This is a genomic window from Leifsonia sp. Y878, assembly GCF_057669685.1.
In genome coordinates this window covers 365,668-387,054 of sequence record NZ_JBYHFS010000002.1, presented here as the reverse complement: position 1 = coordinate 387,054, position 21,387 = coordinate 365,668, and the positions used below count along the sequence as shown (strand labels likewise).

The following is a 21,387-nucleotide window of genomic DNA, read 5'->3' as shown; positions in this document are numbered from 1 at the left end:
GCTAGTTGTCGTTCCGGGGGGGCGTCACGCCTGGTGGGTTGACCGGCGGTGTGACCGGCGGTGTGACCGGCGGCGTTGTCGGTGGGAGGCAGCTCGCTCCGTCTGTCGGGTACGCCAGTGTCACTGCCCCTGTCGGGTTGATCCTGAATTCCACAACGGCGTCAGTGCGCAGGTCATAGAACGGTGCAGCTGGATTGAGCACCCAGGTACCGTTCGCCTGCTGCTCGTACCCAGGCCACCCGATGCCGACGCCGTCCGCATTCACCACGGTCCCCGGCCAGATCGACACTCCCGTGATCGGATCACCACTCACCCATCCGCTCGGATAGGCAATGAGCTCGACCCGCGATGCACCGTTTGCAAGGAGGGCGTCGATGTCGCTCGGCGGAATCGAGGGGTCACGCTGCTCGTACGCTGCCGGTGTCCACCAGATCAACGCGAGCGGCTGTGTTTCCGGGTTGACGTTGAACGGCGTGACGGAGAATCCGACCCGCGCTGCGTCGTTCACGCACTGGGGAATCGCGGCAACGTTCATCGATGCGACCGGTGTCCGTGCGGTGTCGCAGTTGTTGGTCAGGTCGCTGTCGAACCCTGGCCCCTCAACTGTTGAATCTGGGCGCTGCTCGCTTGCCACACAGGCGCCGTTGACCAGGTCGGCGAACGGCTCTGTGTCTGCTCCTCGCTCGAGCTCGCCGACTGTCCCGACGAAGCTCACGCCCTGCACGTCACCCGGCTCGAACCAGCCATCGTGCTGCGCGACGAAGAGACCATCGGAGACGGTGACGGTCCAGTGCCCGTCTGGGTCGGCAGGCGTGAACGTGACGGATGTCGGATCGGCCGTCAACCCGACCGGCAGAGTATCGGTGATCGAGGTGCGCCACGACGGGTCATCGCCCACGTTCGTGATGTCGAGGGTGTGCGTGACCAGATCATTGACTCCGGATTCGACAGCATTGCCATCCGGCGTCGTCGCCGTCTTCAGCAATGCCAGGTCAATGTCGATGACACGGTGATGAGTGGTGCACTTGGCTTTGTCGTGGGGTGGTTTCCCGCCGTGCCCCTTGCCGCCAGAGCCCTTGTCTGAGTCCTTGTCTGAGCCCTTGTCTGAGCCCTTGTCTGAGCCCTTGTCGGAGTCCTTGCCATGGTCCTTCGGTCCATGGCCACCGGAAGACACGCACTCGCCGTTCTCGCCCGGCGTTGCCACGTTGTCGAATTCCTGCCCGAACGCGTCGGTGTTGACCGTCACCACGTAGCTGACGCTCACCGGGTCATCCCCTGGTTCAAGGGTGGGCACGCTCCAGGTGAGCTGGCTGCCGTCGAGGCTGAGATCGTCAGCCAGCGGCTCGACCAGGGATGCATGGGCGGGAATGACATTACTGAGATCGTCGGTCGCCTCTGCATCCGTGATCGTGACGTCTGAGGTGTTCTCGGCCGTCAGCGTATAGGTGACGTTCTGACCCGGGCTCACGGACGAACCGCTGACGGGGTCAGAGGTCTTAGCGAGTTCCCACGACGGGTCAGACGGCTTCGGACCGCCGTGGTGGCCACCCTTGTCGCCGCCCTTGTCGTCGCCCTTGCCTGAACCCTTGTCGTCGCCCTTGCTTGAACCCTTGTCGTCGCCCTTGCCTGAACCCTTGTCGTCGCCCTTGCTTGATTTCGTGCTGTCATCAGCGCTGGTGGCTTCGGTCGGGGCGATCGGTGTCTCTGCCGATGCCGCTGCCGGCACGTCAGCGGGTGATTCTGCGGGGGTTTGGGCTGTTGCCTCTACAGGCGTCTCAGCAACCACTGCTGCGGGTGTGTCGGGTGCTGACCCAGCCGAGTCTCCGCCGGGCGTCGGGTCGCCATCATCCGGAACAGCGGAATCGTCAGAACCCACCGTCCCCTCATCAGCCGCCGCCGGTGAGGACGTCGTGTCGAGTTGCAACAGTACGTCGTCAGCGAATGCGGTGGCCGGCACGCTCAACCCGACAACGGCGAGTATTGCGATGACGGCCAGTGAGAGTGGGGTGCGATTCCGTGTTCCCTGTGCCCCCTTTTTAGGAGGGCGTTTATGCATGTGCGTAGACATGATCAAACCATCCATCTTCGGGTTATGGATAGCTGGCTCGGCTGGGTCAGCACCCGCATACTCTCAGGGGTACCGAGACCCGACAAGACATGAGGAACGTTCAGTTATGCAAAGGCCCCCGAAGTGGGGGTACGGCGCGATCCTTCAGCCGAGAGAGTCGCATCGACTGGTTAGGCTGGCCGGATGACGATCCGCACGCTGATCACCCGAATTACGGCGCTCATCACCCGGATCACGGCCTGGGTCATGGCGCTGAAGCCCGTGCGCGTCTTCACCCACTTCGCGGAGAGCAACGGGGCCATCCTGTCTGGCGGCATGGCCTACCAATCGATCTTCGCCGTTTTCGCCGCAATCTGGGTGGGCTTCTCGATCGCCGGCCTGTGGCTGAAGGCACATCCTGCCGTCCTCGACGCGCTGATCCAGCTGATCAACCAGTCGGTTCCCGGCCTCATCGGCAGCGATGGCAATGGCGTCATCAACCCCGACCAGTTGACGAGCGCATCCATACTCGGCTGGACTGGCGCGCTCGCCCTCGTCGGCTTGATCGGAACAGCTCTTGGCTGGCTGTCGACCACCAAACTTGCCGTCCGCACAATCTTCCAAATGCCACGAGACACCACCTTCTTCGTGCTTGAAAAGGCGCGTGAGCTCGGATTGGGCGTCGGCTTCGGCCTGCTGCTGATCGTGTCAGCGTTGATTTCGATCGCCAGCACCGAGGCGCTGTCCTGGCTGCTCGGCCTGGTCGGCATCCCGCAGGATTCGTTCTGGGCAACTCTCTTCGTTCGTGTCAGCGGTCTCCTCCTGGTGTTGGCCATCGACACCGTGACGCTGGCCGTGCTCTTCCGCGTGTTGTCGTCGGTGCGCATCCCACTCCGCCGTCTGGTCACCGGATCCCTGTTCGGCGCCATGGGACTGGGCGCACTCAAAGTCCTCGGATCATCGCTGCTCGGTGGCGCAGAGCGCAATCCGTTGCTCGCCGCGTTCGCCGTGATCGTCGGTCTGCTGATCTGGTTCAATCTGACGAGCACCGTCACCCTGCTCGCCGCATCCTGGATCGCCATTGGGATGCAGGACGCAGGCCTCTCCCCCCGCACCCACGCCGCCGCCGATGTCGAAGAGGCACAACGGCAACGCGAAGCGGAGGCGCTGCGGCTGGCGTCGGAGGTTGAGCTCCGCGAAGCGCGCGAACGATACGAAACTGCTCCCTGGTACAAGCGGCGGTCGGCGGCCAGGCAGGTGCGCGAAGCGGAGGACAGGGTCAGGGCATACGCCGCGGACGATGACGGCGAGGGCAGCGATGTCACCGGCCCAAAGTAGGATTGAACCATGCCGTCTACGCCTGCCAAGCCGCTTCGCATCGCCAGCATCAACACGAACGGCGTCCGCGCTGCGTTCCGCAAGGGAATGGGTGATTGGCTGAATGCACGCGATGTCGACATCCTCGCAATACAAGAGGTACGAGCATCCACTGAAGACCTGCAGGGACTCCTCGGTCCGGAGTGGAGCATCCTGCATGACCCGGCAACCGCAAAGGGTCGCGCCGGCGTTGCAATTGCCAGCCGAGGGGCCGCCAGTATTCACCGTGTCGAATTCGGTGCAGACGACTTCGACAGCGCAGGGCGCTGGCTCGAGGCCGACTATGACGTCAACGGTCGCATCGTCACCGTCGTGAGTACCTATGTGCACTCCGGTGAGGTGGACACCCCCAAGCAGGTCGAGAAGTACAAATTCCTCGACGCCATGATCGAGCGCCTGCCAGAGGTCGCCTCCCACAGTGAATTCGCCGTCGTGATGGGCGACCTGAACGTTGGACACCGAACGCTCGACATCAAGAACTGGAAGGGCAACGTCAAGCGTGCCGGCTTCCTTCCAGACGAGCGCGCGTACTTCGACCGCATCCTCGGCGCCGAAGGCGACGCAGACTACAACGCGGGCGCAGGCCTCGGCTGGGTCGACGTCGGACGCGCGGCCGCCGGCGAGGTCGAAGGACCGTACACCTGGTGGTCATGGCGCGGCCAGGCATTCGACAATGACACCGGCTGGCGCATCGACTACCAGCTCGCGACTCCCGCCCTGGCAGCAACCGTCACGAACTATGTCGTGGATCGGGCGAACGCCTACGACGAGCGATGGTCCGACCACGCGCCCGTCGTCGTCGATTACGCCATCTAACCTCGCCTACCCACACCGAAAGTTTGTTCAATGACCGCTAAGACCCGCCTGTATTCAGGCATGCAACCATCCGCTGAATCGCTGCAGCTGGGCAACTACATCGGAGCGCTCCTCAACTGGAAGTCGCTCCAGGAGTCCCACGACGCGTTCTTCTCCATCGTCGACCTGCACGCCATCACCGTTGCGCAAGATCCTGCCCTGCTCAGGGAGAACACGCGTCGCACCGCTGCGCAGTACATCGCGGCCGGCATCGACCCGTCATCATCGACGCTCTACGTGCAGTCGCACGTCGCTGCCCACTCCGAACTGGCCTGGTTGCTCAACACAATCACGGGCTTCGGTGAGGCCAGCCGCATGACGCAGTTCAAGGACAAGTCCCTGCGCCACGGCAATGACGCCGTCACCGTCGGCCTGTTCGCCTACCCGGTGCTCATGGCCGCTGACATCCTGCTCTATGACGCCAAGATCGTTCCGGTGGGCGAAGACCAGCGCCAGCACGTCGAACTCACCCGCGACCTCGCCGCTCGATTCAACTCGCGCTTCGGTGAGACATTCGTGATTCCAGAGGCAGACATCCAGAAGGAGACGGCGAAGATCTACGACCTGCAGAACCCGACGTCAAAGATGTCGAAGTCGGCAGAGTCGCACGCCGGCGTCATCTGGGTACTCGATGAGCCGTCTGTCACCGCCAAGAAGATCATGCGCGCCGTGACGGATGCCGACGGTGCGGTTGTCTTCGACCGGGAGAACAAGCCGGGCGTCTCCAACCTGCTCACCATCTACTCGGTGATGGCCGGCCGCTCGATCAGCTCGCTGGAAGACGAGTATGCCGGCCGCGGCTACGGCGACCTGAAGAAGGGGCTCGCTGAGGTCGTCACCGGAACATTCGGTACGATTCGGGAGCGCGTCCTCGAGCTTCTCGCCGACCCGGCAGAGCTCGACCGCCTGCTCGCCCAGAACGCCGATCGTGCCGCAGAGGTCGCCAACGCGACGCTCGCGAAGGCATTCGATCGCGTTGGCCTGCTCCCCCGCCGCTGATGCAACCTGTCGCACTTCAGTCCGATCGGATTCGGCTCAACCAGCCGGTCGCCGCTGACGCCGGACCGATGTATGAGTACTGCCAGGACCCGCTGTTCGAGCGGTTCCTCACCGTGCCGTGGCCGTACAACCACTCAGACGCAGAGACCTTCATCACCCGGTACATTCCGGGCGCGTGGAAGTCCGACCAGGAGTACAGCTGGGTGTTGCGGCTGCTGGACTCAGACGAGCTCATTGGCGTGATCAGCCTGCGCGTCGCGAGCGGCTCCATCGGCTTCTGGCTCGGCGCGCCCTATCGCGGCAACGCATACATTCCAGAGGCGCAGCGCCTGGTCGCCGATTGGGCATTCAGTGAGGGCATCGTCGACGCGATCCACTGGGAGTGCCTGGTCGGAAATGTTGCGTCGGCCCGCGTCGCTCGAAAGTGCGGCTTCACGTTCACCGAGTCAGGGCCCTCGTTGTCCGTGTACCGCGACGGGTCGCACCCTGAGTCCTGGCAGGGCGTCCTGCGCGCAGGGGACGACAGGTCGATCAAGGATGGCTGGCCGAGCATCGTCGAGATCGTCGAGTCTGTATGACGACAACGGCCCCCGCCGTCGTGCTGTTCGATCTCGACGACACGCTGTTTGAACATCGGCGGGCCGTCGACGAGGGGATCGTGCGCCACATCCACGCGCTCGGTGGCGTTTTCGCCGAGACATCCCCTGAGGCTGCCGTCACACTCTGGCATGCGCTGGAGGAAGAGCACTACCACGCCTACCTGGCCGGAGAGCTGGACTTTGAGGGCCAGCGCCGCGCCAGGGCCCGCGACTTCGCTGCAGCGCACGGGGTTAAACTCGGCGACTCAGACTCCGGCGTGTGGTTCGACTCGTTCTTTGAGCGCTATGTGGAGCGCTGGACGCTGCACCCAGATGCGCTGCCATGCCTCGACGCCCTCTCAGCTGCCATTCCCGGTGTGCGGTTCGGCATCATCACCAACGGCGATCTGGCCTTCCAGACCCGCAAGATGACAGCCATGGGGCTCACCGACCGGTTCGAGCACCTGGTCACCTCTGGCGAACTGGGCTTCGCAAAACCGGATGCCCGCATCTTCATCGAAGCGTGCGATACCTTCGGGGTGTCGCCGGCAGACGCCGTCTACGTGGGCGACCGGCTCAGGACGGATGCCATCGGGGCTGCTGCTGCCGGGCTGACGGGAGTCTGGCTCGATCGGATCAACGCGCCGGTGTCTGCCGAGGACGAAGCGGATGCCAGCCGATATGGCGTCATCCGTCTGACAAGCCTGGCCGAACTGCCAGCGGCGCTTCTGGCACTCGCCTAGGGGCGGAGACCCACACGTCGCCCCGCGCCTGTGCGCGTGTGAGGGTGTGTGAGTGTGTGGGTGTGTGGGTGTGTGGGTGTGTGGGTGTGTGGCATAACTCCTGCAGATCACCGGCCGGCAGGCGCCAAACGCCTCAATGTCGCGGGACTATTCGTCCCCTCGATGTTTCTGCAGGAGTTACGCGTGGCGACTGCCCGTGCGGCAGATTTCGACTAGCGCCCGGACGGCAGCGATCGACCGGTCTGGGTTGAACATGATGTCCTGGTACAGCAACCTGAGCGTGATGTAACCGCGCTCTGCAAGTGCTCGATCCCGACTTCGATCGCGCACATGCTCGTCCCAGCTCTTGTGGTGGGCCTGGCTATCGGCTTCAAGGACAACGCATTCTTCGACCACCAGATCTACGCGCCCGATGCCCTCAAACCAGACCTGAAGGGCGTACCGCAGGCCCGCTTGCCTGATGAGTTCCCGCAGTACGGTTTCTTGCCCGGCTTCGGATCGGGCGTCGATCAACGGGCGGAGCGTGCGACGTTTCAGCGGCACCGCAGCAAAGATCGCATCGAGGTCGTGAGTAGAAATACACCTGGCATGAAGCGCCGTGTCGAGCGCAGCCAAGGCGAATACGGCCGGCTGGCAGCGAATGATCTGCGCAACGGCATCCATCGGCCCCACGCAGTATTCGGTACCGTCGGCAGGAGCGAGCAGCGGCTGCCAATGGAGCTCAATTCCGTTTCGCGGAAGGGCGTCGAGCGAGTGCGCGCGGCTAGTTGCGCTCCGGAGCCGGGAGGCTTCGCGATCCAAATGAATGTGGGTGCGGCTGCTGTCGAACGCGAAGATTCCGAGCTCCGCAGCGGCGGAGACACAGGCCAGCCTGCCGCCGACCCGTACGGCTTCGATTGTGTGTTGATCTGTCGCGGGCAACGCATAGTGATCCCGCCGCACTCGTATCAGCTGTATGTCGCGCACGGCTTCGGTGATCTGTGCGCCGGTCATCCCGGATGCCAGCAGGTCTCGCCTGGAGAATATTCGTTGCGTGGTGAACTGCGTGTTTGTTGTGGTCATGCCGAGCACAGTCGCGCAGCCACCCTCCGTGCGGCGTGGCATCCCCGAGACTGTGGAGAGACAGCTCGCGACACCGGTTGTGCATGAGTCCTGCTCCGCGAGTTGATCCCGGGCCAGGACCGCCGAATTCCGGGCATCGTTCCTTGCTATGCACGAATGTGCAGGAGTTACGCAGGTGAAACCCGGTGTAGCCGAACTCGGGCAATCCGTAGCGGACGGGGTGCCAGCGGTCGGCACCTGCCCGGCGGCTCAGTACGCCTAGCTCCATGGGTGCACAACTCCTGCCGGTTTGAGCAGCCCAGCTGCGTGACCGCGAACTTCCGAGGATGCCGTGCGGCGCGATCGCCAATTGCAGGAGTTATGCAGAACTACAACAGCGGGAGGTTGCTGTGCCGCGACCGGGAGCGAGGAGCGAGGGCGGGGAGTGGAGAGCGGGGAGCGGGGAGCGAGGAGCGAGGAGCGGGGGGCGGGGGGCGTGCGGTGTGGGGTGTGGGGGGTGCGCAACGAAAGGCCCGGCCCCGCGTGAGCGGAACCGGGCCTTCGTGTATCGGTGCTGGTGTTACTTCACGTCTTCGTCGACCCAGTCGAGGGTCTTCGTGACGGCCTTCTTCCAGTTGCGAAGCAGACGCTCGCGCTCTGCGGAGTCCATGTTGGGCTCCCAGCGTGCGTCTTCCTGCCAGTTGGCGCGAAGCTCGTCGAGTCCGCTCCAGAAGCCGACGGCCAGGCCTGCAGCGTACGCAGCGCCAAGTGCCGTGGTCTCAGCAACGACGGGGCGAACGACAGGAACGTCGAGGAGGTCAGCCTGGAACTGAAGCAGCAGGTTGTTGGCGGTTGCACCACCGTCGACCTTGAGCTCGGTGAGGGGAACACCGGAGTCAGCGTTGACAGCGTCAAGCACCTCGCGGGTCTGGAATGCGATTGCCTCCAGCGCTGCACGAGCAATGTGTCCCTTGTTCACGTAGCGGGTCAGACCCACCAGTGCGCCACGAGCATCCGAACGCCAGTACGGCGCGAACAGTCCGGAGAACGCCGGCACGAAGTAGGCTCCACCGTTGTCTTCGACGGTGGCGGCCAGAGCCTCAATGTCTGCAGCAGAGTCGATGATGCCGAGGTTGTCACGCATCCACTGCACGAGTGAACCGGTGACAGCGATCGAGCCCTCGAGCGCGTAGTGCACGGGAGCGTCGCCCAGCTTGTAGCCGACGGTAGTGAGCAGGCCGTTCTTCGAGTGGATGATTTCCTCACCCGTGTTGAAGATCAGGAAGTTGCCGGTGCCGTAGGTGTTCTTGGCTTCACCCTGGTCGAATGCTGCCTGGCCGAACGTCGCGGCCTGCTGGTCGCCCAGGATGCCGGCGATCGGAACTTCGCGGAGCAGGCTGTGCTCGTTGACGGTGCCGTAGACCTCAGAGGAGGACTTGATGGCGGGAAGCATCGACTTCGGCACGTCGAACGCTGCGAGGATCTCGTCGTCCCACTGCAGGGTCTCGAGGTCCATGAACAGGGTGCGCGAGGCATTGGTCACGTCGGTGGCGTGGACGCCGCCTTCGATTCCGCCGGTCAGGTTCCACAGCACCCAGGAGTCGGTGGTGCCGAAGAGCAGGTCGCCGGCTTCAGCCTTTTCGCGGGCGCCTTCAACGTTTTCCAGGATCCAGACGATCTTGGTGCCGGAGAAGTAGGTGGCCAGCGGAAGGCCGACCTTCTGCTTGAAGCGCTCGATGCCGCCGTCTGCTGCGAGGCGGTCGACGATGGACTGCGTGCGGGTGTCCTGCCAGACGATGGCGTTGTACACGGGCTCGCCGGTGTTCTTGTCCCAGACAACAGCAGTCTCACGCTGGTTGGTGATACCGACGGATGCGATGTCGTGGCGGGTCAGGTTGGCCTTGGACAGTGCCTGGCCGATGACCTCACGGACGTTGTTCCAGATTTCCTTGGGGTCGTGCTCGACCCAGCCGGCCTGGGGGAAGATCTGTTCGTGCTCGAGCTGGCCGGTCGAGATGATCGACCCTGCCTTGTCGAAGATGATGGCCCTGCTACTGGTCGTTCCCTGATCGATGGCGAGTACGTATTTTGCCATGGCTAACTCCTTCGTTGCGATTTGCGGGGATTATGCGGGTTCAGACGGATGCCGTTAGGCGAGGATCGGCAGCAGGACGAGCGAGGCCCAGCCTGCGAGAACGCCACCGATGATCGGGCCGAAGACGGGAACCCACGAGTAAGCCCAGTCCGAGCTGCCCTTGCCCTTGATCGGCAGGAAGAAGTGCGCGATACGCGGGCCGAGGTCACGCGCAGGGTTGATGGCGTAGCCGGTCGGTCCACCGAGGGACGTACCGATCACGATCACGAGCAGCGCGACCGGCAGTGCTCCGAGAGCAGCGAGGCCGCCGTCGCCCTGACGTCCGCCACCGAAGCCGATGACGACGAAGACGAGAACGAACGTACCGATGATCTCGGTGACCAGGTTCCAGCCGTATGAACGGATGGCAGGACCGGTTGAGAAGACGCCGAGCTTGTTCGCGGCATCCGGTTCAGCGTCGAAGTGCTGCTTGTACGCGAGCCAGACGAAGACTGCGCCGATGATGGCACCGATCATCTGGGCTGCGATGTACGTCAGCACAGAGACGGGGTTGACCGGAACGCCTGAGCCGAACTCGGTGGCACCTGAGGCAACGAGGCCCAACGTGACAGCGGGGTTCAGGTGTGCGCCTGAGTTGTACGAGACGATGACGCCAGAGAAGACCGCGAGGCCCCAGCCGATGTTCACCATCAGGAAGCCGCCGTTAAAGCCCTTGTTCTTCACAAGCGCGACGTTGGCTACAACACCACAACCAAGCAGCACGAGGAGGGCAGTTCCCACCAGTTCCGCGAGAAATACAACACCAAGATTGTCCACGTTGACCTTATTTCTTTATTTCTGGGAGGCGCCAGTCATGGCGCGCCGACTAAGGGATTCAAGAACCCTGTAAAACCGTACCGAGGCCCGGTGGGGGCCTCGGTACGGTTTACGCGCACGTTCGTGCAGAATTCCCAGCCTTAAGCCGCGGTCAACGTTCCCGATGTCGTGCCGGAGAGCTGGACGCCATGGGCGTCAGAAAGTTCAGCTACGGCAGCATCAATCTCGCTCTGGCGACGCTCGGCGCTCCAGCCGAGAACGGGAGCAACGATGTCGGTGATTTCGACGAGGAGGTCGGTGGTGAGACCACCGACGAACGCCATGCTCGTACGGCGCAGCAGGATGTCGATAAGGTGCACCACTGACTCGGTGCGAGCCAGGTATTCGATCTCCCTGCGCGAGTAGTCCGCGTTGTTCGCGAGCGGCTCGTCGGTGTCTTCGGTCATGAACTCGATGACGTCGGTAGCGCGAGTGCCGTAGCGTGCGAGCAGCGCAGCAGCACGGGGCGCACCCACCTCATCGCCGTTGGCGGCGATCCATACCTGGTGCGCGGCATCCGTCATGGGGAAGTCGCGGCCGCCGCCGATGGCGAGGCCCTCGGTGGAAACCTTGCGCGGCATATTGATGAGCTTCAGGATGTCGTTGCTCAGGTGTTCTGCCAGGGCGCGGAACGTGGTCCACTTGCCACCGACGAGGCTGAGCAGGGTGCCGGTGCGAGCCTCAAGCGGGCTCGACTCGATGCGGTAATCGCGCGACACGAACCCGGGTGCCTCGTCGTCGTGACGGGGCAGCGGGCGAACGCCTGCGAAGCGGTAGACGATGTCAGAACGGTCAACGGCAACATCTGGGAAAACGTGCGCGACCAATTCGAAGAAGTAGTCGATCTCCTCGTCGGTGCAGCGAATCGGCTTGGTCATGTCGTGTTCGAGGTCGGTGGTTCCAACCATGACGCGGCCCTTGAGCGGGTAGATCAGCACGATGCGGCCGTCGCTGTGCTCGAAGAAGATCTCGCGTCCGCCGGTGGCGGCCAGGAGTGCCGGGTTGTCCATCACGATGTGTGAGCCCTTGGTGCCGCCCATGAAGGTGCTGGCCGCGCCAAGCGCCGAGTTGGTGAGGTCGGTCCATGGGCCGCTCGTGTTGACGACGACGTCAGCTTCGAAGCTGAACTCTTCGCCGGTCACGGTGTTGCGCAGGCGCACGCCGTTCTCGTCCATACCGATGGCTTCGACGTAGTTCGCAGCGCGAGCGTGCTCGCCGGCAGCCAGGCCATCGCGCAGCACGTCGAGAGCGAGGCGCTCAGGGTCGTGCATCGACGCGTCGTAGTAGGTGGCGGTGTACTTCACGCCGCTGTTGAGCTTCGGCAGCTGCTTGAGGGATTCCTTCGCCCCACGGAACTCGTGGCGCGGAACGCTGCCACCGTCACGGGAGAAGGAGTCGTAGAGCACGAGTCCTACCTTGATGAGCAGTGCGCCACGTTCCTGCGGAGCACCCTGCTTGTGGGTGAGGAAGCGCAGCGGGGCGCTCATGATGCCGGAGAACGTGGAGAAGATCGGCACCGTCGTCTTCAGGGGCTTGACGTAGTGCGGAGCGATCTTGATCAGGGCGTTGCGCTCGGTCACCGACTCCTTGACGAGACGGAATTCACCGTTCTCGAGGTAGCGGATGCCGCCGTGAATCATGTGCGACGACGCACTCGAAGCGCCGGAGACGAAGTCGCCCTTGTCGACGATGGCCACGTCAACGCCCTGCAGGGCGAGGTCGCGGAATGTTGCGATCCCATTGATGCCAGCACCGATGATGAGCACGCGTGCTTTCGGTCGGCCCTGGAGTACGGCCTGGGAGTTCGCCACTGATTCCTGCATTTGTTTCTCACCTCTTGTGTAAAGCCGGCAGCCCGCTGGGCCACCGTACGAATCTCTTAAGCTTGGACGGTTCGACACAAACGGTCAAGCTGTGTGAACATATGTGCAAGGAGTAATCATGACCCTAGCCGAATATCCATCCCACTCAGACCGCACTCGCGATGCCCTCACCGCCGCGCACCTGTACTACATGCAGGACCTCACGATGGATGCCATCGCCCACGAACTCCACACGTCACGGTCGTCGGTGTCTCGTTTGCTCAGTCACGCGCGCGCCAGCGGCCTCGTCGACATTCAGATCCGGTCTCCCCTCGACGCACCGAGCCGCCTTGAGAAGGAGATCCTCTCCCAGTTCCAGGTGACCGCGCATGTTGTGCCCGTCCCCGACCACGCCAGCGACGTCGATCGACTGGAACGCGTCGCCCTGTCCGTTGCACGGATTCTCGGCCAGTACTTCGACTCAAACATGACAATGGGCGTCGCCTGGGGTTCAACAATGAGCGCCATCAGTCGCCATGTCACCCCCAAGCAAACCCACAACTCGCAGATCGTGCAGCTGAACGGCGCCGGCAACATGCGCACGACCGGAATCGCTTACGCGAGTGAGATCCTGCGCCGGTTCGGAGACGCATTCGGCGCCCACGTGCAGCAGTTCCCCGTGCCGGCGTTCTTCGATGACCCCGCCACCAAGGAGGCGATGTGGCGGGAGCGCAATGTGACGCGACTCATCGATATCCAGGCCCACATGGATGTTGCACTCTTCGGCCTTGGCTCACCATTCTCTGAGGTGCCGAGCCACGTGTATGCCGGCGGCTACCTCGAAGAGGCCGAATACGCCTCGCTCAGCGAATCCGGCGTGGTTGGCGACGTGGCGACGGTGTTCTTCAGGGCAGACGGCTCGACTGACGACATCCCGCTGAATCTGCGCGGCACCGGCCCAGACTTCTCGGTGCTGCGCCGCACCCCGCGACGCATCTGCGTGGTCTCTGGCAGCTCCAAACTCTCCAGCCTGCGTGGCGCCCTGGCCGCCGAACTCATCACCGACCTCTACGTCGATGAAGGAACCGCGCGAGCGCTGCTCTATCCCTCGGCGGCCGGCAGCTGACCGTTTCATCGGCAAAGTTCGCCGAACACCCCGAAGCAGCACGCTTTCGGCTATAACTGAAGATAAGAAACGTGCTCCGGGGTCGGTGTGAGTCCGAACCGGCGGTGAAAGTCCGCGAGCTGGTACTTCTTTGCGAAGTGCCGGTTGAGCTGGTGAAATTCCAGCACCGACGGTTAAAGTCCGGATGGGAGGCGCACGAATCGGCGAGTCTTGCGACCCGTCGACGGCAACGCCTGCGTGCACGCCAATCCCCGGAGTTCGTACCAAACGAACGAGGGTGGCGGTGGACGAAGCACTGATCGAGCGCACAATGCGCCGCGCACTCTCCCTTGCCGCCAACGGCCCTGCCGATGGCGTCAATCCGCAGGTGGGCTGCGTCATCCTCGCTGCAGACGGCTCCGTGCTCGCCGAGGGCTGGCACAGGGGCGCAGGCACCGCACACGCAGAGGTCGATGCCCTGTCGCAGCTCGCCCCAGGCCAGGCCGCCGGCGCCACCGCCGTTGTGACCCTTGAGCCCTGCAACCACACGGGCCGGACAGGACCATGCGCGCTCGCCCTCATCGAGAGCGGGCTTGCCAGGGTCGTCTATGCGACCGAAGACCCCGGACACCACTCCGCCGGCGGGGCAGAACGCCTCCGCGACGCCGGAGTCCGGGTGACGCCCGGCGTGCTCCGCGACGAGGCCGAGGCGTTTCTGGCCGACTGGCTCGAGGCGGCCAGCCTCGGCCGCCCCGTCGTGACGGTGAAATGGGCATCAAGCCTCGACGGTCGCGCTGCGGCCAATGACGGCAGCAGCCAGTGGATCACCGGCACGATCGCGCGAGCGGATGTCCACACCCGGCGCGGTGCCGCCGACGCCATTGTGGTCGGAACCGGCACCGTCCTGGCCGATGATCCGTCACTCACCGCCAGAAATGCCGATGGCACGCTGCTGCCGCACCAACCCATTCCTGTCGTCATCGGACGACGGATGATTCCGTCGACCGCCGCCGTGTTCAGGCACCCGCATGCTCCCCTGTTCTACCGGACCGGTGAGCTCACGGAGGTGCTGGCCGACCTCCGAGAGCGCGGCATCCGGCGCGTATTCGTCGAAGGCGGTCCGACGCTGGCCAGCGCCTTCGTCAAGGCTGGGCTCGTCGACCACTACCTGATCTACCTTGCTCCCACGCTTCTCGGCGGCTCACGGCTGGCGCTCGGCGACCTCGGCGTCGGCAGCATCGCCGACCAGCTGAAGCTGACCATTGACAGCGTCGAGCGACTCGGCGATGACCTGCTCGTTTCTGCACACCCAGATAGAAGGATCTGACATGTTCACTGGAATCATCGAGGAGCTCGGCGTCATCGAGAAGATCGAGAGATCGCGGGACGCTGCACGCTTCACGATCAGGGGTCCATTGGCCGTGGCAGACGCCTCGCACGGCGACTCGATCTCGGTGAGCGGGGTGTGCCTCACCGTCGTCGACCAAACGCCTGACACGTTCACCGCTGACGTCATGGCGCAGACGCTGCGCATGTCGACGCTCGACGCCGCCAGCGTTGGTGCGCCGGTCAACCTCGAACGCGCCGCCCTGGTCGGCGACCGGTTGGGTGGACACATCGTGCAGGGCCACATCGACGGCACAAGCACCGTGCTCGAGATTCGCCCAGGCGACGCCTGGCGCGTGTTGCGCTTCAGTCTCTCCCCTGAGCTCGCCCCCCTCGTCACCGACAAGGGGTCCATCGCCATCGATGGCGTCTCCCTCACCGTGAGCGCCATCAGTGACGCTGACGAGCTCGACCAGTGGCTTGAGGTGTCCCTCATTCCAGAGACACTCATCGCAACGACGCTCGGCGGCCTGGCCGTCGGCGACTCCACGAACATCGAGACCGACATCCTCGCCCGCCACGCCGCCAGGATCCTGGCGCTGGCTGAAGCCGAACGGCGCCGCAGCACCACCGCGCAGACCCCAACAAGGAGGGCATCATGAGCCTCGCCGATATCCCCACAGCTCTCGCACAGCTCCGCCTCGGACGGCCCGTCATCGTGGCAGACGACGAAGGCAGGGAGAACGAGGGCGATGTCATCATCTCCGCCGAACTCGCGTCCCAGGAATGGCTGGCCTGGATGGTTCGCAACTCCTCCGGCTTCATCTGCGCGCCGATGACGAATGAAATCGCCGATGCGCTCGAACTCCCAGTGATGGTGGCGGAGAACCAGGACCCGCGCGGCACGAACTACACGATCACGGTAGACGCCGCCGATCGGTTGAGCACCGGCATCAGTGCGGCAGACCGGGCGCACACGCTGCGTGTGCTCGCCGATCCGGCATCCGTTCCCGCCAGCCTGAATCGGCCCGGCCACATCCTGCCGCTTCGCGCCATGGACGGCGGCGTGCGCGAGCGCGACGGGCACACCGAAGCAGCCGTCGACCTGATGAAGCTGGCCGGGCTGTCCCCTGTCGGCGCCATCTCAGAGATTGTGGCCGACGACGGCGAGATGATGCGCCTCCCAGGCCTCATCGAGCTCGGGGAACGGGAGGGCATCGCTGTCATCACGATCGCTGAGCTCATCGATTACCTGAACGACGTGCACCCTGACCCCCTCGATGCCGTGCAGCCAATGGTTGAATCGTCGCGGGTCGACTTCGAGGTGGAGACGCTGGTGCCGACCGTGCACGGCGACTTCAGGATTCGGGCATACCGGGACCGCATGACCGGCGCAGACCACGTCGCCATCGTCGCCGGGGCGCTGGGCGACGGAGCTCTCGTCCGCGTGCACTCAGAGTGCCTCACCGGCGAAGCGTTCGGGTCGCTCAAGTGCGAGTGCGGTCCGCAGCTTGATGCTGCGCTGGAGACCATCCACCAGTTCGGCGGCGTTGTCATCTACCTGCGCGGCCACGAGGGTCGGGGCATCGGCCTGATCAACAAGCTGCGCGCATACAAGCTGCAGGAAGAGGGGCTCGACACTCTCGACGCCAATGTGGCCCTCGGACTGCCGATCGACGCCCGCGACTACAGCGCGGCAACGGCGATCCTGAAAGACCTGAACCTGGGCGCTATCCGGCTGTTGACCAACAACCCCGAGAAGGTGCGCCAGCTCGAAGCACACGGAGTGAGCGTGCGGGAGCGAGTGCCCCTCATCGTCGGCGTCGGCGAGCACAACGAGGAGTACCTGGCCGTCAAGCGCGACCGCATGGGACACGACATCGACACGCAGTCCCCACAGAGCTCAACCACCCCCCGCACGATCACGTACAGCACAGTCAAAGGAAGCGCACTATGAGCGGAGCAGGCTCCCCCATCATCGACATCGACGGCCGCGGGCTGAACGTCACGATCATCGCCGGCCGCTGGCATGACGTGATCACCGATGGACTCATCGCAGGCGCAACCCGTGTGCTCGAGGCCTCAGGTGCGACCTACTCGCTGGTCAGGGTTCCGGGCAGCTTCGAACTGCCGGTCGCCAGCAAGGTGGCCCTGGAAAACGGAGCGGATGCGGTTGTCGCTCTCGGCGTCATCATCAGGGGCGGCACTCCGCACTTCGAATACGTGTCGGCAGCGGCAACGGATGGCCTCACTCGCGTCGCGCTCGACACGGGCAAGCCCGTCGGCTTCGGCGTGCTCACCCTCGATGACGAGCAGCAGGGCCTCGATCGTGCCGGCCTGCCGGGCTCGAAGGAGGACAAGGGAGAGGAAGCAGCAACGGCTGCCCTGGCCACCGCGCGGGTGCTGGCCGAGCTGCGCGCTTAAAACACAACGCGAGAGCGCACTTCTGGTCGGGTTGGCTCAGGCCAACCGACCAGAAGTGCGCTCTCGCGTTTTAGTGCGTTGGGGTTACGGCTTCCAGACCATCAGCACGACGACGATCACGAGCAGCAGCGATGCGATTCCGCTTCCCGCGGCGATTGCCGGGTAGCCGGCGGATGCAGCCGAGGTTGTCGACGATGACTGGAGGGCATCCGCTGCCTTGCGCATGCTCGGGACGACCAGGAACAGGCTGATCGCCAGCGCGACCACGTACAGGATGATGGACCAGAGAATCCACGGGGTGCCGATCGACAAGTTGTACTTCTCATCTGCCATGCCCATCGCGCCGAAGCCGAAGAGAACGACGGCGAGCGAGAGCAGGCTGAAGATGTTCGTTGACTTGGCCAGACCCGCGACCTGTGCACCATTTCCGGCTCGCACAGCGCGCATGGCCGTCATGGGCAGGATCGCCATCGGGCCGACGATGAACACTGCTGCGACAACGTGCAGCACATTGAATACGGTTTCCATAGACACAGCTTAATGAACCCAGCCAATTCGCACGAAACTTTGTGCAGGCGTATGGTATTCAGACGGCCGCCACAAGCGGCCGCCTTTGTTTTGTGCCGTTCGATGCACTTGCCGCGTGACCAGACGCGCCCGCACCACTGCCGCTTACATACTGCCTCGGAGTCTCTCCTCAATGTCTGCACCAGCCACATCCATCGACCACGCGCCAGCCGCACCACTCAATCCAAAGAGCCGGGTCATTCTGGCCAGCCTCATCGGTACGACGATTGAGTTCTACGACTTCTACGTCTACGCCACGGCCGCTGTCCTCGTCTTCCCCCATCTGTTCTTCCCCACCGGGGATGCCACAACGGCACTCCTCGCATCGTTCGCCGTCTTCGGCGCCGCGATGGTGGCACGCCCGCTCGGCGCCGTCTTCTTCGGCCACCTTGGCGACAAGGTCGGACGCAAGACAACCCTCGTTGCAGCCCTCCTCACCATGGGCATCGCAACGTTCCTCATCGGATTGCTGCCGACGTACGCCATGGTCGGCTGGTTCGCCCCACTGCTGCTCGTCGTGCTTCGCCTCGCCCAGGGCTTCGCGCTCGGTGGCGAGTGGAGCGGCGCTGCGCTGGTAGCCACGGAGAACGCCCCGAAGGGCAAGCGTGCCTGGTACGGCACGTTCCCGCAGATGGGTGCGCCGATCGGCTTCATCATCGCCAACGGGCTGTTCCTGATCATCGCCGCCGTGCTGCCCTCCGACGACCCGACCATGCCGTCGACCGCATTCCTCGAATGGGGATGGCGCATCCCGTTCCTGTTCTCGGCTGTCATGGTGATCGTTGGACTCTGGGTTCGCCTCCGCCTCGTGGAGAGCGAAGCATTCTCGAAGACCGTGAAGAGCGGCAAGGTTGTGAAGTTGCCACTCGGCACCGTCATCCGCTCAAACTGGCGGGAACTCATCCTCGGCACGCTGTTCATGCTGGCCACCTACGTGCTGTTCTACCTGATGACCACGTTCTCGCTCAGCTACGGCCGCGCTCCCATCGCGCCCGCAGAAGGCGCACAGCCGGGTCTCGGCTACAGCTACAGCAACTTCGTGCTGATGCTCATCTTCGGCGTGGTCTTCTTCGGCGTCTTCACCCTGATCTCCGGGCCGCTGGCCGACAAGTACGGTCGTCGCAAGACGCTCATCTGGGTGACAGCCGCGATCATCCTCTTCGGCCTGGTCTGGGTGCCACTGCTCGGTGCCGGCTTCGTCGGCGTCATGTTCTGGCTGGTCATCGGCTTCAGCCTGATGGGTATGACGTTCGGCCCGATGGGCGCGCTGCTGCCGGAGCTGTTCCCGACCAACGTGCGATACACCGGCTCGGGCATCTCGTACAACGTCAGCTCGATCCTGGGCGCCGCTGTCGCACCGTTCATTGCGGTGTGGCTGTGGTCCATGGCCGATGGCAGCCCGGTCCTCGTCGGCCTCTACCTCTCGATCATGGCCGTCATCACCCTCGTCGCGCTGGTCATCAGCAAGGAAACCAAGGACGTCGACATCGATCGCTAGTCGCGAGCACGGTGCGCTGCGATAGACGCCGCGCTCCACCGTTCCACCACGAAGGCCCCGGGGAACCGGGGCCTTCGTGCGTATGCGCTCAGCCGCACCGGTTAGGCTCATTCGGTGAGCACCTCCACCCGTAATGCCAGCACTGCCAGCACGCCGAAACCCAGCGGCTCCCCCACGTCGAAGACCCCGCGCGGCCTGCGTCGCTCGTCGCGCGACACCTCAGGGCCTCGCGCCACATTCAGCCAGCTGCTTCCCTACTTGTTCGAGCACAAGAAGGTGCTCATCGTCGTCGCTGTACTCAGCATCATCGGCGCCGCAGCGAGCCTCGCGCAGCCCCTGCTGGTCAGCCAGGTCATCGCCCTCGTCAGCAACGGCGACACGCTCGGCTCCCTCGTCTGGGCGCTCGTCGCACTCGTGGTGGTGTCTGGTGTGATCAGCGGCTACCAGCACTACCTCCTGCAGCGCACCGGTGAGGGTGTCGTGCTGTCAAGCCGCCGCAGGCTCGTCGCGCGGATGCTGCACCTCCCCATCTCCGAGTTCGACACGCGTCGCACGGGCGACCTCGTCTCGCGCGTTGGCTCAGACACCACGATGCTGCGTGCTGTACTCACCCAGGGCCTGGTCGACTCCATCGGCGGAGCGCTCACATTCGTCGGTGCCCTCATCGCCATGCTCATCATCGATCCGGTGATGCTCGGACTCACCGCCCTCGTGATCGGCGTGTCGATCACGGCGGTCACCCTGCTGTCGCAGCGCATCCGCAGCGCCAGCCACGCGGCTCAGTCCAAAGTCGGCGACCTGGCCGCCAGCGTCGAGCGTGTGATCAGCGCGGTGCGCACCGTGCGTGCCGCCAATGCGACAGAGCGCGAGATCGCCGTCGTCGACGCGGATGCCCAGGGCGCCTGGCGCATGGGCATCAAGGTCGCAAAGATCTCAGCTCTCGTCGTTCCGATCGCCGGAATCGCCATGCAGGTGTCGCTCCTCGTCGTTCTGGGCGTCGGTGGCTACCGTGTCGCCAGCGGTGCGATCACTATCGCCGACCTGGTCGCGTTCATCCTGTTCCTGTTCATGATGATCATGCCGCTCGGCACCGCCTTCGGCGCCCTCACCTCTGTGAACGCGGCGCTTGGTGCTCTCGGCCGCATCGAGGAGATCATCAACCTGCCCGCCGAGGACCAGTTCGACCGCGACATCGCCCCGCTGGCCATCGCAGTGGGCGCCGCGAACGTCCTGGTGAATCCGGATTCACCCGCGATCGAGTTCGACGACGTGCACTTCGCGTACGCCGCCGCTGCTCCCGTTGTGGATGCGGAAACCGAACTGAACAATGCCACCCGCGCAGCGGCATCCGCTGCGGAGGAGCCTGTCGCGGCGGACTCCGTACGCCAGCCGGTGCTGCATGGCGTGTCCTTCAGCGTTCCGCGTGGCAAGCGCACGGCGCTTGTTGGCCCGTCTGGCGCCGGCAAGAGCACGATTCTCGCGCTCATCGAGCGTTTCTACGACCCGACGGCGGGCACGATCCGCTTGGGTGGTCTCGACATCCGTGGCCTCGAACGTGACGCGCTTCGCTCCCAGCTCGGCTACGTCGAACAGGATGCTCCGGTGCTCGCCGGCACGCTCAGGGACAATCTGCGGCTCTCAAGCCCCGATGCCACAGACGAGGACTGCATCAGGGTGTTGCACGCCGTGAATCTCACCGAGGTGCTCGAGCGTGACCCTGCAGGGCTGGACGCCCCCGTCGGCGAAGACGGCGTCATGCTCTCCGGCGGAGAGCGCCAGCGACTGGCCATCGGTCGCGCACTGCTGGGCGCCGCGCCGATCCTGTTGCTCGACGAGTCGACGTCGAGCCTCGATGGCGTCAACGAGCAGAAGATGCGTGAGGCCATCGACGCCGTCGCGGAGAACCGCACGCTGATCGTGATCGCCCACCGCCTGTCGACCGTTGTCGATTCCGACCAGATCGTGGTGCTCGACCACGGCCAGGTCGTCGGCACCGGCACGCACTCCGAATTGGTGGCATCCACGCCGCTGTACCGCGACCTGGCAAAGCACCAGCTGCTGGTCTAACACCGGTT

Annotated in this window: 18 protein-coding genes and 1 riboswitch; of the genes, 12 read left to right on the top strand and 6 right to left on the bottom strand. The window is 64.2% G+C overall.

Annotated elements, in window-relative coordinates; genetic code table 11:
* Position 1: 1 nt before the first annotated feature.
* Positions 2 to 2,068, bottom strand: coding sequence for a DUF7927 domain-containing protein (locus tag AC25Y4_RS08050; RefSeq protein WP_488119872.1), 2,067 nt, complete (start codon positions 2,066 to 2,068; stop codon positions 2 to 4).
* Positions 2,069 to 2,251: 183 nt separating this feature from the next.
* On the opposite strand from AC25Y4_RS08050, the gene AC25Y4_RS08045 reads away from it, so the two are divergent.
* From AC25Y4_RS08045 to AC25Y4_RS08025, 5 genes are read left to right on the top strand one after another with little or no spacing between them, the layout of a single operon-like run.
* Positions 2,252 to 3,385 (top strand): YihY/virulence factor BrkB family protein, encoded by a 1,134-nt coding sequence (locus tag AC25Y4_RS08045; protein ID WP_488119871.1) that lies wholly within the window; start codon positions 2,252 to 2,254, stop codon positions 3,383 to 3,385.
* A gap of 9 nt (positions 3,386 to 3,394) precedes the next feature.
* On the top strand, positions 3,395 to 4,240 hold the full coding sequence (locus tag AC25Y4_RS08040; protein WP_488119870.1) for an exodeoxyribonuclease III: 846 nt from the start codon (positions 3,395 to 3,397) through the stop codon (positions 4,238 to 4,240).
* Positions 4,241 to 4,270: 30 nt separating this feature from the next.
* Positions 4,271 to 5,278, top strand: a complete 1,008-nt coding sequence (gene trpS / locus AC25Y4_RS08035) for a tryptophan--tRNA ligase (protein ID WP_488119869.1) — start codon at positions 4,271 to 4,273, stop codon at positions 5,276 to 5,278.
* Positions 5,278 to 5,856, top strand: a complete 579-nt coding sequence (locus AC25Y4_RS08030; RefSeq protein ID WP_488119868.1) for a GNAT family N-acetyltransferase — start codon at positions 5,278 to 5,280, stop codon at positions 5,854 to 5,856. Before trpS ends, AC25Y4_RS08030 begins: the two co-directional genes overlap by 1 nt.
* A complete protein-coding gene (locus AC25Y4_RS08025; protein ID WP_488119867.1) occupies positions 5,853 to 6,599 on the top strand; it encodes an HAD family hydrolase in 747 nt (248 codons plus the stop codon). Before AC25Y4_RS08030 ends, AC25Y4_RS08025 begins: the two co-directional genes overlap by 4 nt.
* A gap of 177 nt (positions 6,600 to 6,776) precedes the next feature.
* Here AC25Y4_RS08025 and AC25Y4_RS08020 read toward each other — a convergent pair whose 3' ends face one another.
* From AC25Y4_RS08020 to AC25Y4_RS08005, 4 genes are all read right to left on the bottom strand, one after another.
* A complete protein-coding gene (locus AC25Y4_RS08020; protein ID WP_488120450.1) occupies positions 6,777 to 7,661 on the bottom strand; it encodes an endonuclease domain-containing protein in 885 nt (294 codons plus the stop codon).
* A 559-nt stretch (positions 7,662 to 8,220) separates the two neighbouring features.
* Positions 8,221 to 9,735 (bottom strand): glycerol kinase GlpK, encoded by a 1,515-nt coding sequence (gene glpK, locus AC25Y4_RS08015; protein ID WP_488119866.1) that lies wholly within the window; start codon positions 9,733 to 9,735, stop codon positions 8,221 to 8,223.
* A gap of 54 nt (positions 9,736 to 9,789) precedes the next feature.
* The gene (locus tag AC25Y4_RS08010; RefSeq protein WP_488119865.1) at positions 9,790 to 10,551 is read right to left on the bottom strand and encodes an MIP/aquaporin family protein; all 762 of its coding nucleotides are present in this window, start codon (positions 10,549 to 10,551) and stop codon (positions 9,790 to 9,792) included.
* A gap of 140 nt (positions 10,552 to 10,691) precedes the next feature.
* Positions 10,692 to 12,413, bottom strand: coding sequence for a glycerol-3-phosphate dehydrogenase/oxidase (locus AC25Y4_RS08005; protein WP_488119864.1), 1,722 nt, complete (start codon positions 12,411 to 12,413; stop codon positions 10,692 to 10,694).
* Between the two features lie 118 nt (positions 12,414 to 12,531).
* On the opposite strand from AC25Y4_RS08005, the gene AC25Y4_RS08000 reads away from it, so the two are divergent.
* The 5 genes from AC25Y4_RS08000 to ribH all read left to right on the top strand — a co-directional run bounded on the left by AC25Y4_RS08000 (position 12,532) and on the right by ribH (position 17,247).
* A complete protein-coding gene (locus AC25Y4_RS08000; RefSeq protein ID WP_488119863.1) occupies positions 12,532 to 13,518 on the top strand; it encodes a sugar-binding transcriptional regulator in 987 nt (328 codons plus the stop codon).
* A gap of 68 nt (positions 13,519 to 13,586) precedes the next feature.
* Positions 13,587 to 13,718, top strand: a riboswitch (FMN riboswitch).
* A gap of 110 nt (positions 13,719 to 13,828) precedes the next feature.
* Positions 13,829 to 14,824: a bifunctional diaminohydroxyphosphoribosylaminopyrimidine deaminase/5-amino-6-(5-phosphoribosylamino)uracil reductase RibD gene (ribD, locus tag AC25Y4_RS07995; protein ID WP_488120449.1), complete on the top strand. Its 996-nt coding sequence runs from the start codon at positions 13,829 to 13,831 to the stop codon at positions 14,822 to 14,824.
* 1 nt (position 14,825) lies between these two features.
* Positions 14,826 to 15,485 (top strand): riboflavin synthase, encoded by a 660-nt coding sequence (locus AC25Y4_RS07990; RefSeq protein ID WP_488119862.1) that lies wholly within the window; start codon positions 14,826 to 14,828, stop codon positions 15,483 to 15,485.
* Positions 15,482 to 16,780 (top strand): GTP cyclohydrolase II, encoded by a 1,299-nt coding sequence (gene ribA / locus AC25Y4_RS07985; protein ID WP_488119861.1) that lies wholly within the window; start codon positions 15,482 to 15,484, stop codon positions 16,778 to 16,780. The genes AC25Y4_RS07990 and ribA overlap by 4 nt, the downstream gene beginning before the upstream one ends.
* Positions 16,777 to 17,247 (top strand): 6,7-dimethyl-8-ribityllumazine synthase, encoded by a 471-nt coding sequence (gene ribH, locus AC25Y4_RS07980; RefSeq protein ID WP_488119860.1) that lies wholly within the window; start codon positions 16,777 to 16,779, stop codon positions 17,245 to 17,247. Before ribA ends, ribH begins: the two co-directional genes overlap by 4 nt.
* An 84-nt stretch (positions 17,248 to 17,331) precedes the next feature.
* Here ribH and AC25Y4_RS07975 read toward each other — a convergent pair whose 3' ends face one another.
* Positions 17,332 to 17,775: a DUF2269 family protein gene (locus AC25Y4_RS07975; RefSeq protein WP_488119859.1), complete on the bottom strand. Its 444-nt coding sequence runs from the start codon at positions 17,773 to 17,775 to the stop codon at positions 17,332 to 17,334.
* A gap of 172 nt (positions 17,776 to 17,947) precedes the next feature.
* Between AC25Y4_RS07975 and AC25Y4_RS07970 the strand changes: the two genes are divergently transcribed.
* Positions 17,948 to 19,312: an MFS transporter gene (locus tag AC25Y4_RS07970; protein ID WP_488119858.1), complete on the top strand. Its 1,365-nt coding sequence runs from the start codon at positions 17,948 to 17,950 to the stop codon at positions 19,310 to 19,312.
* A 114-nt stretch (positions 19,313 to 19,426) separates the two neighbouring features.
* On the top strand, positions 19,427 to 21,379 hold the full coding sequence (locus AC25Y4_RS07965; RefSeq protein ID WP_488119857.1) for an ABC transporter ATP-binding protein: 1,953 nt from the start codon (positions 19,427 to 19,429) through the stop codon (positions 21,377 to 21,379).
* The last annotated feature ends 8 nt before the right edge of the window (positions 21,380 to 21,387 follow it).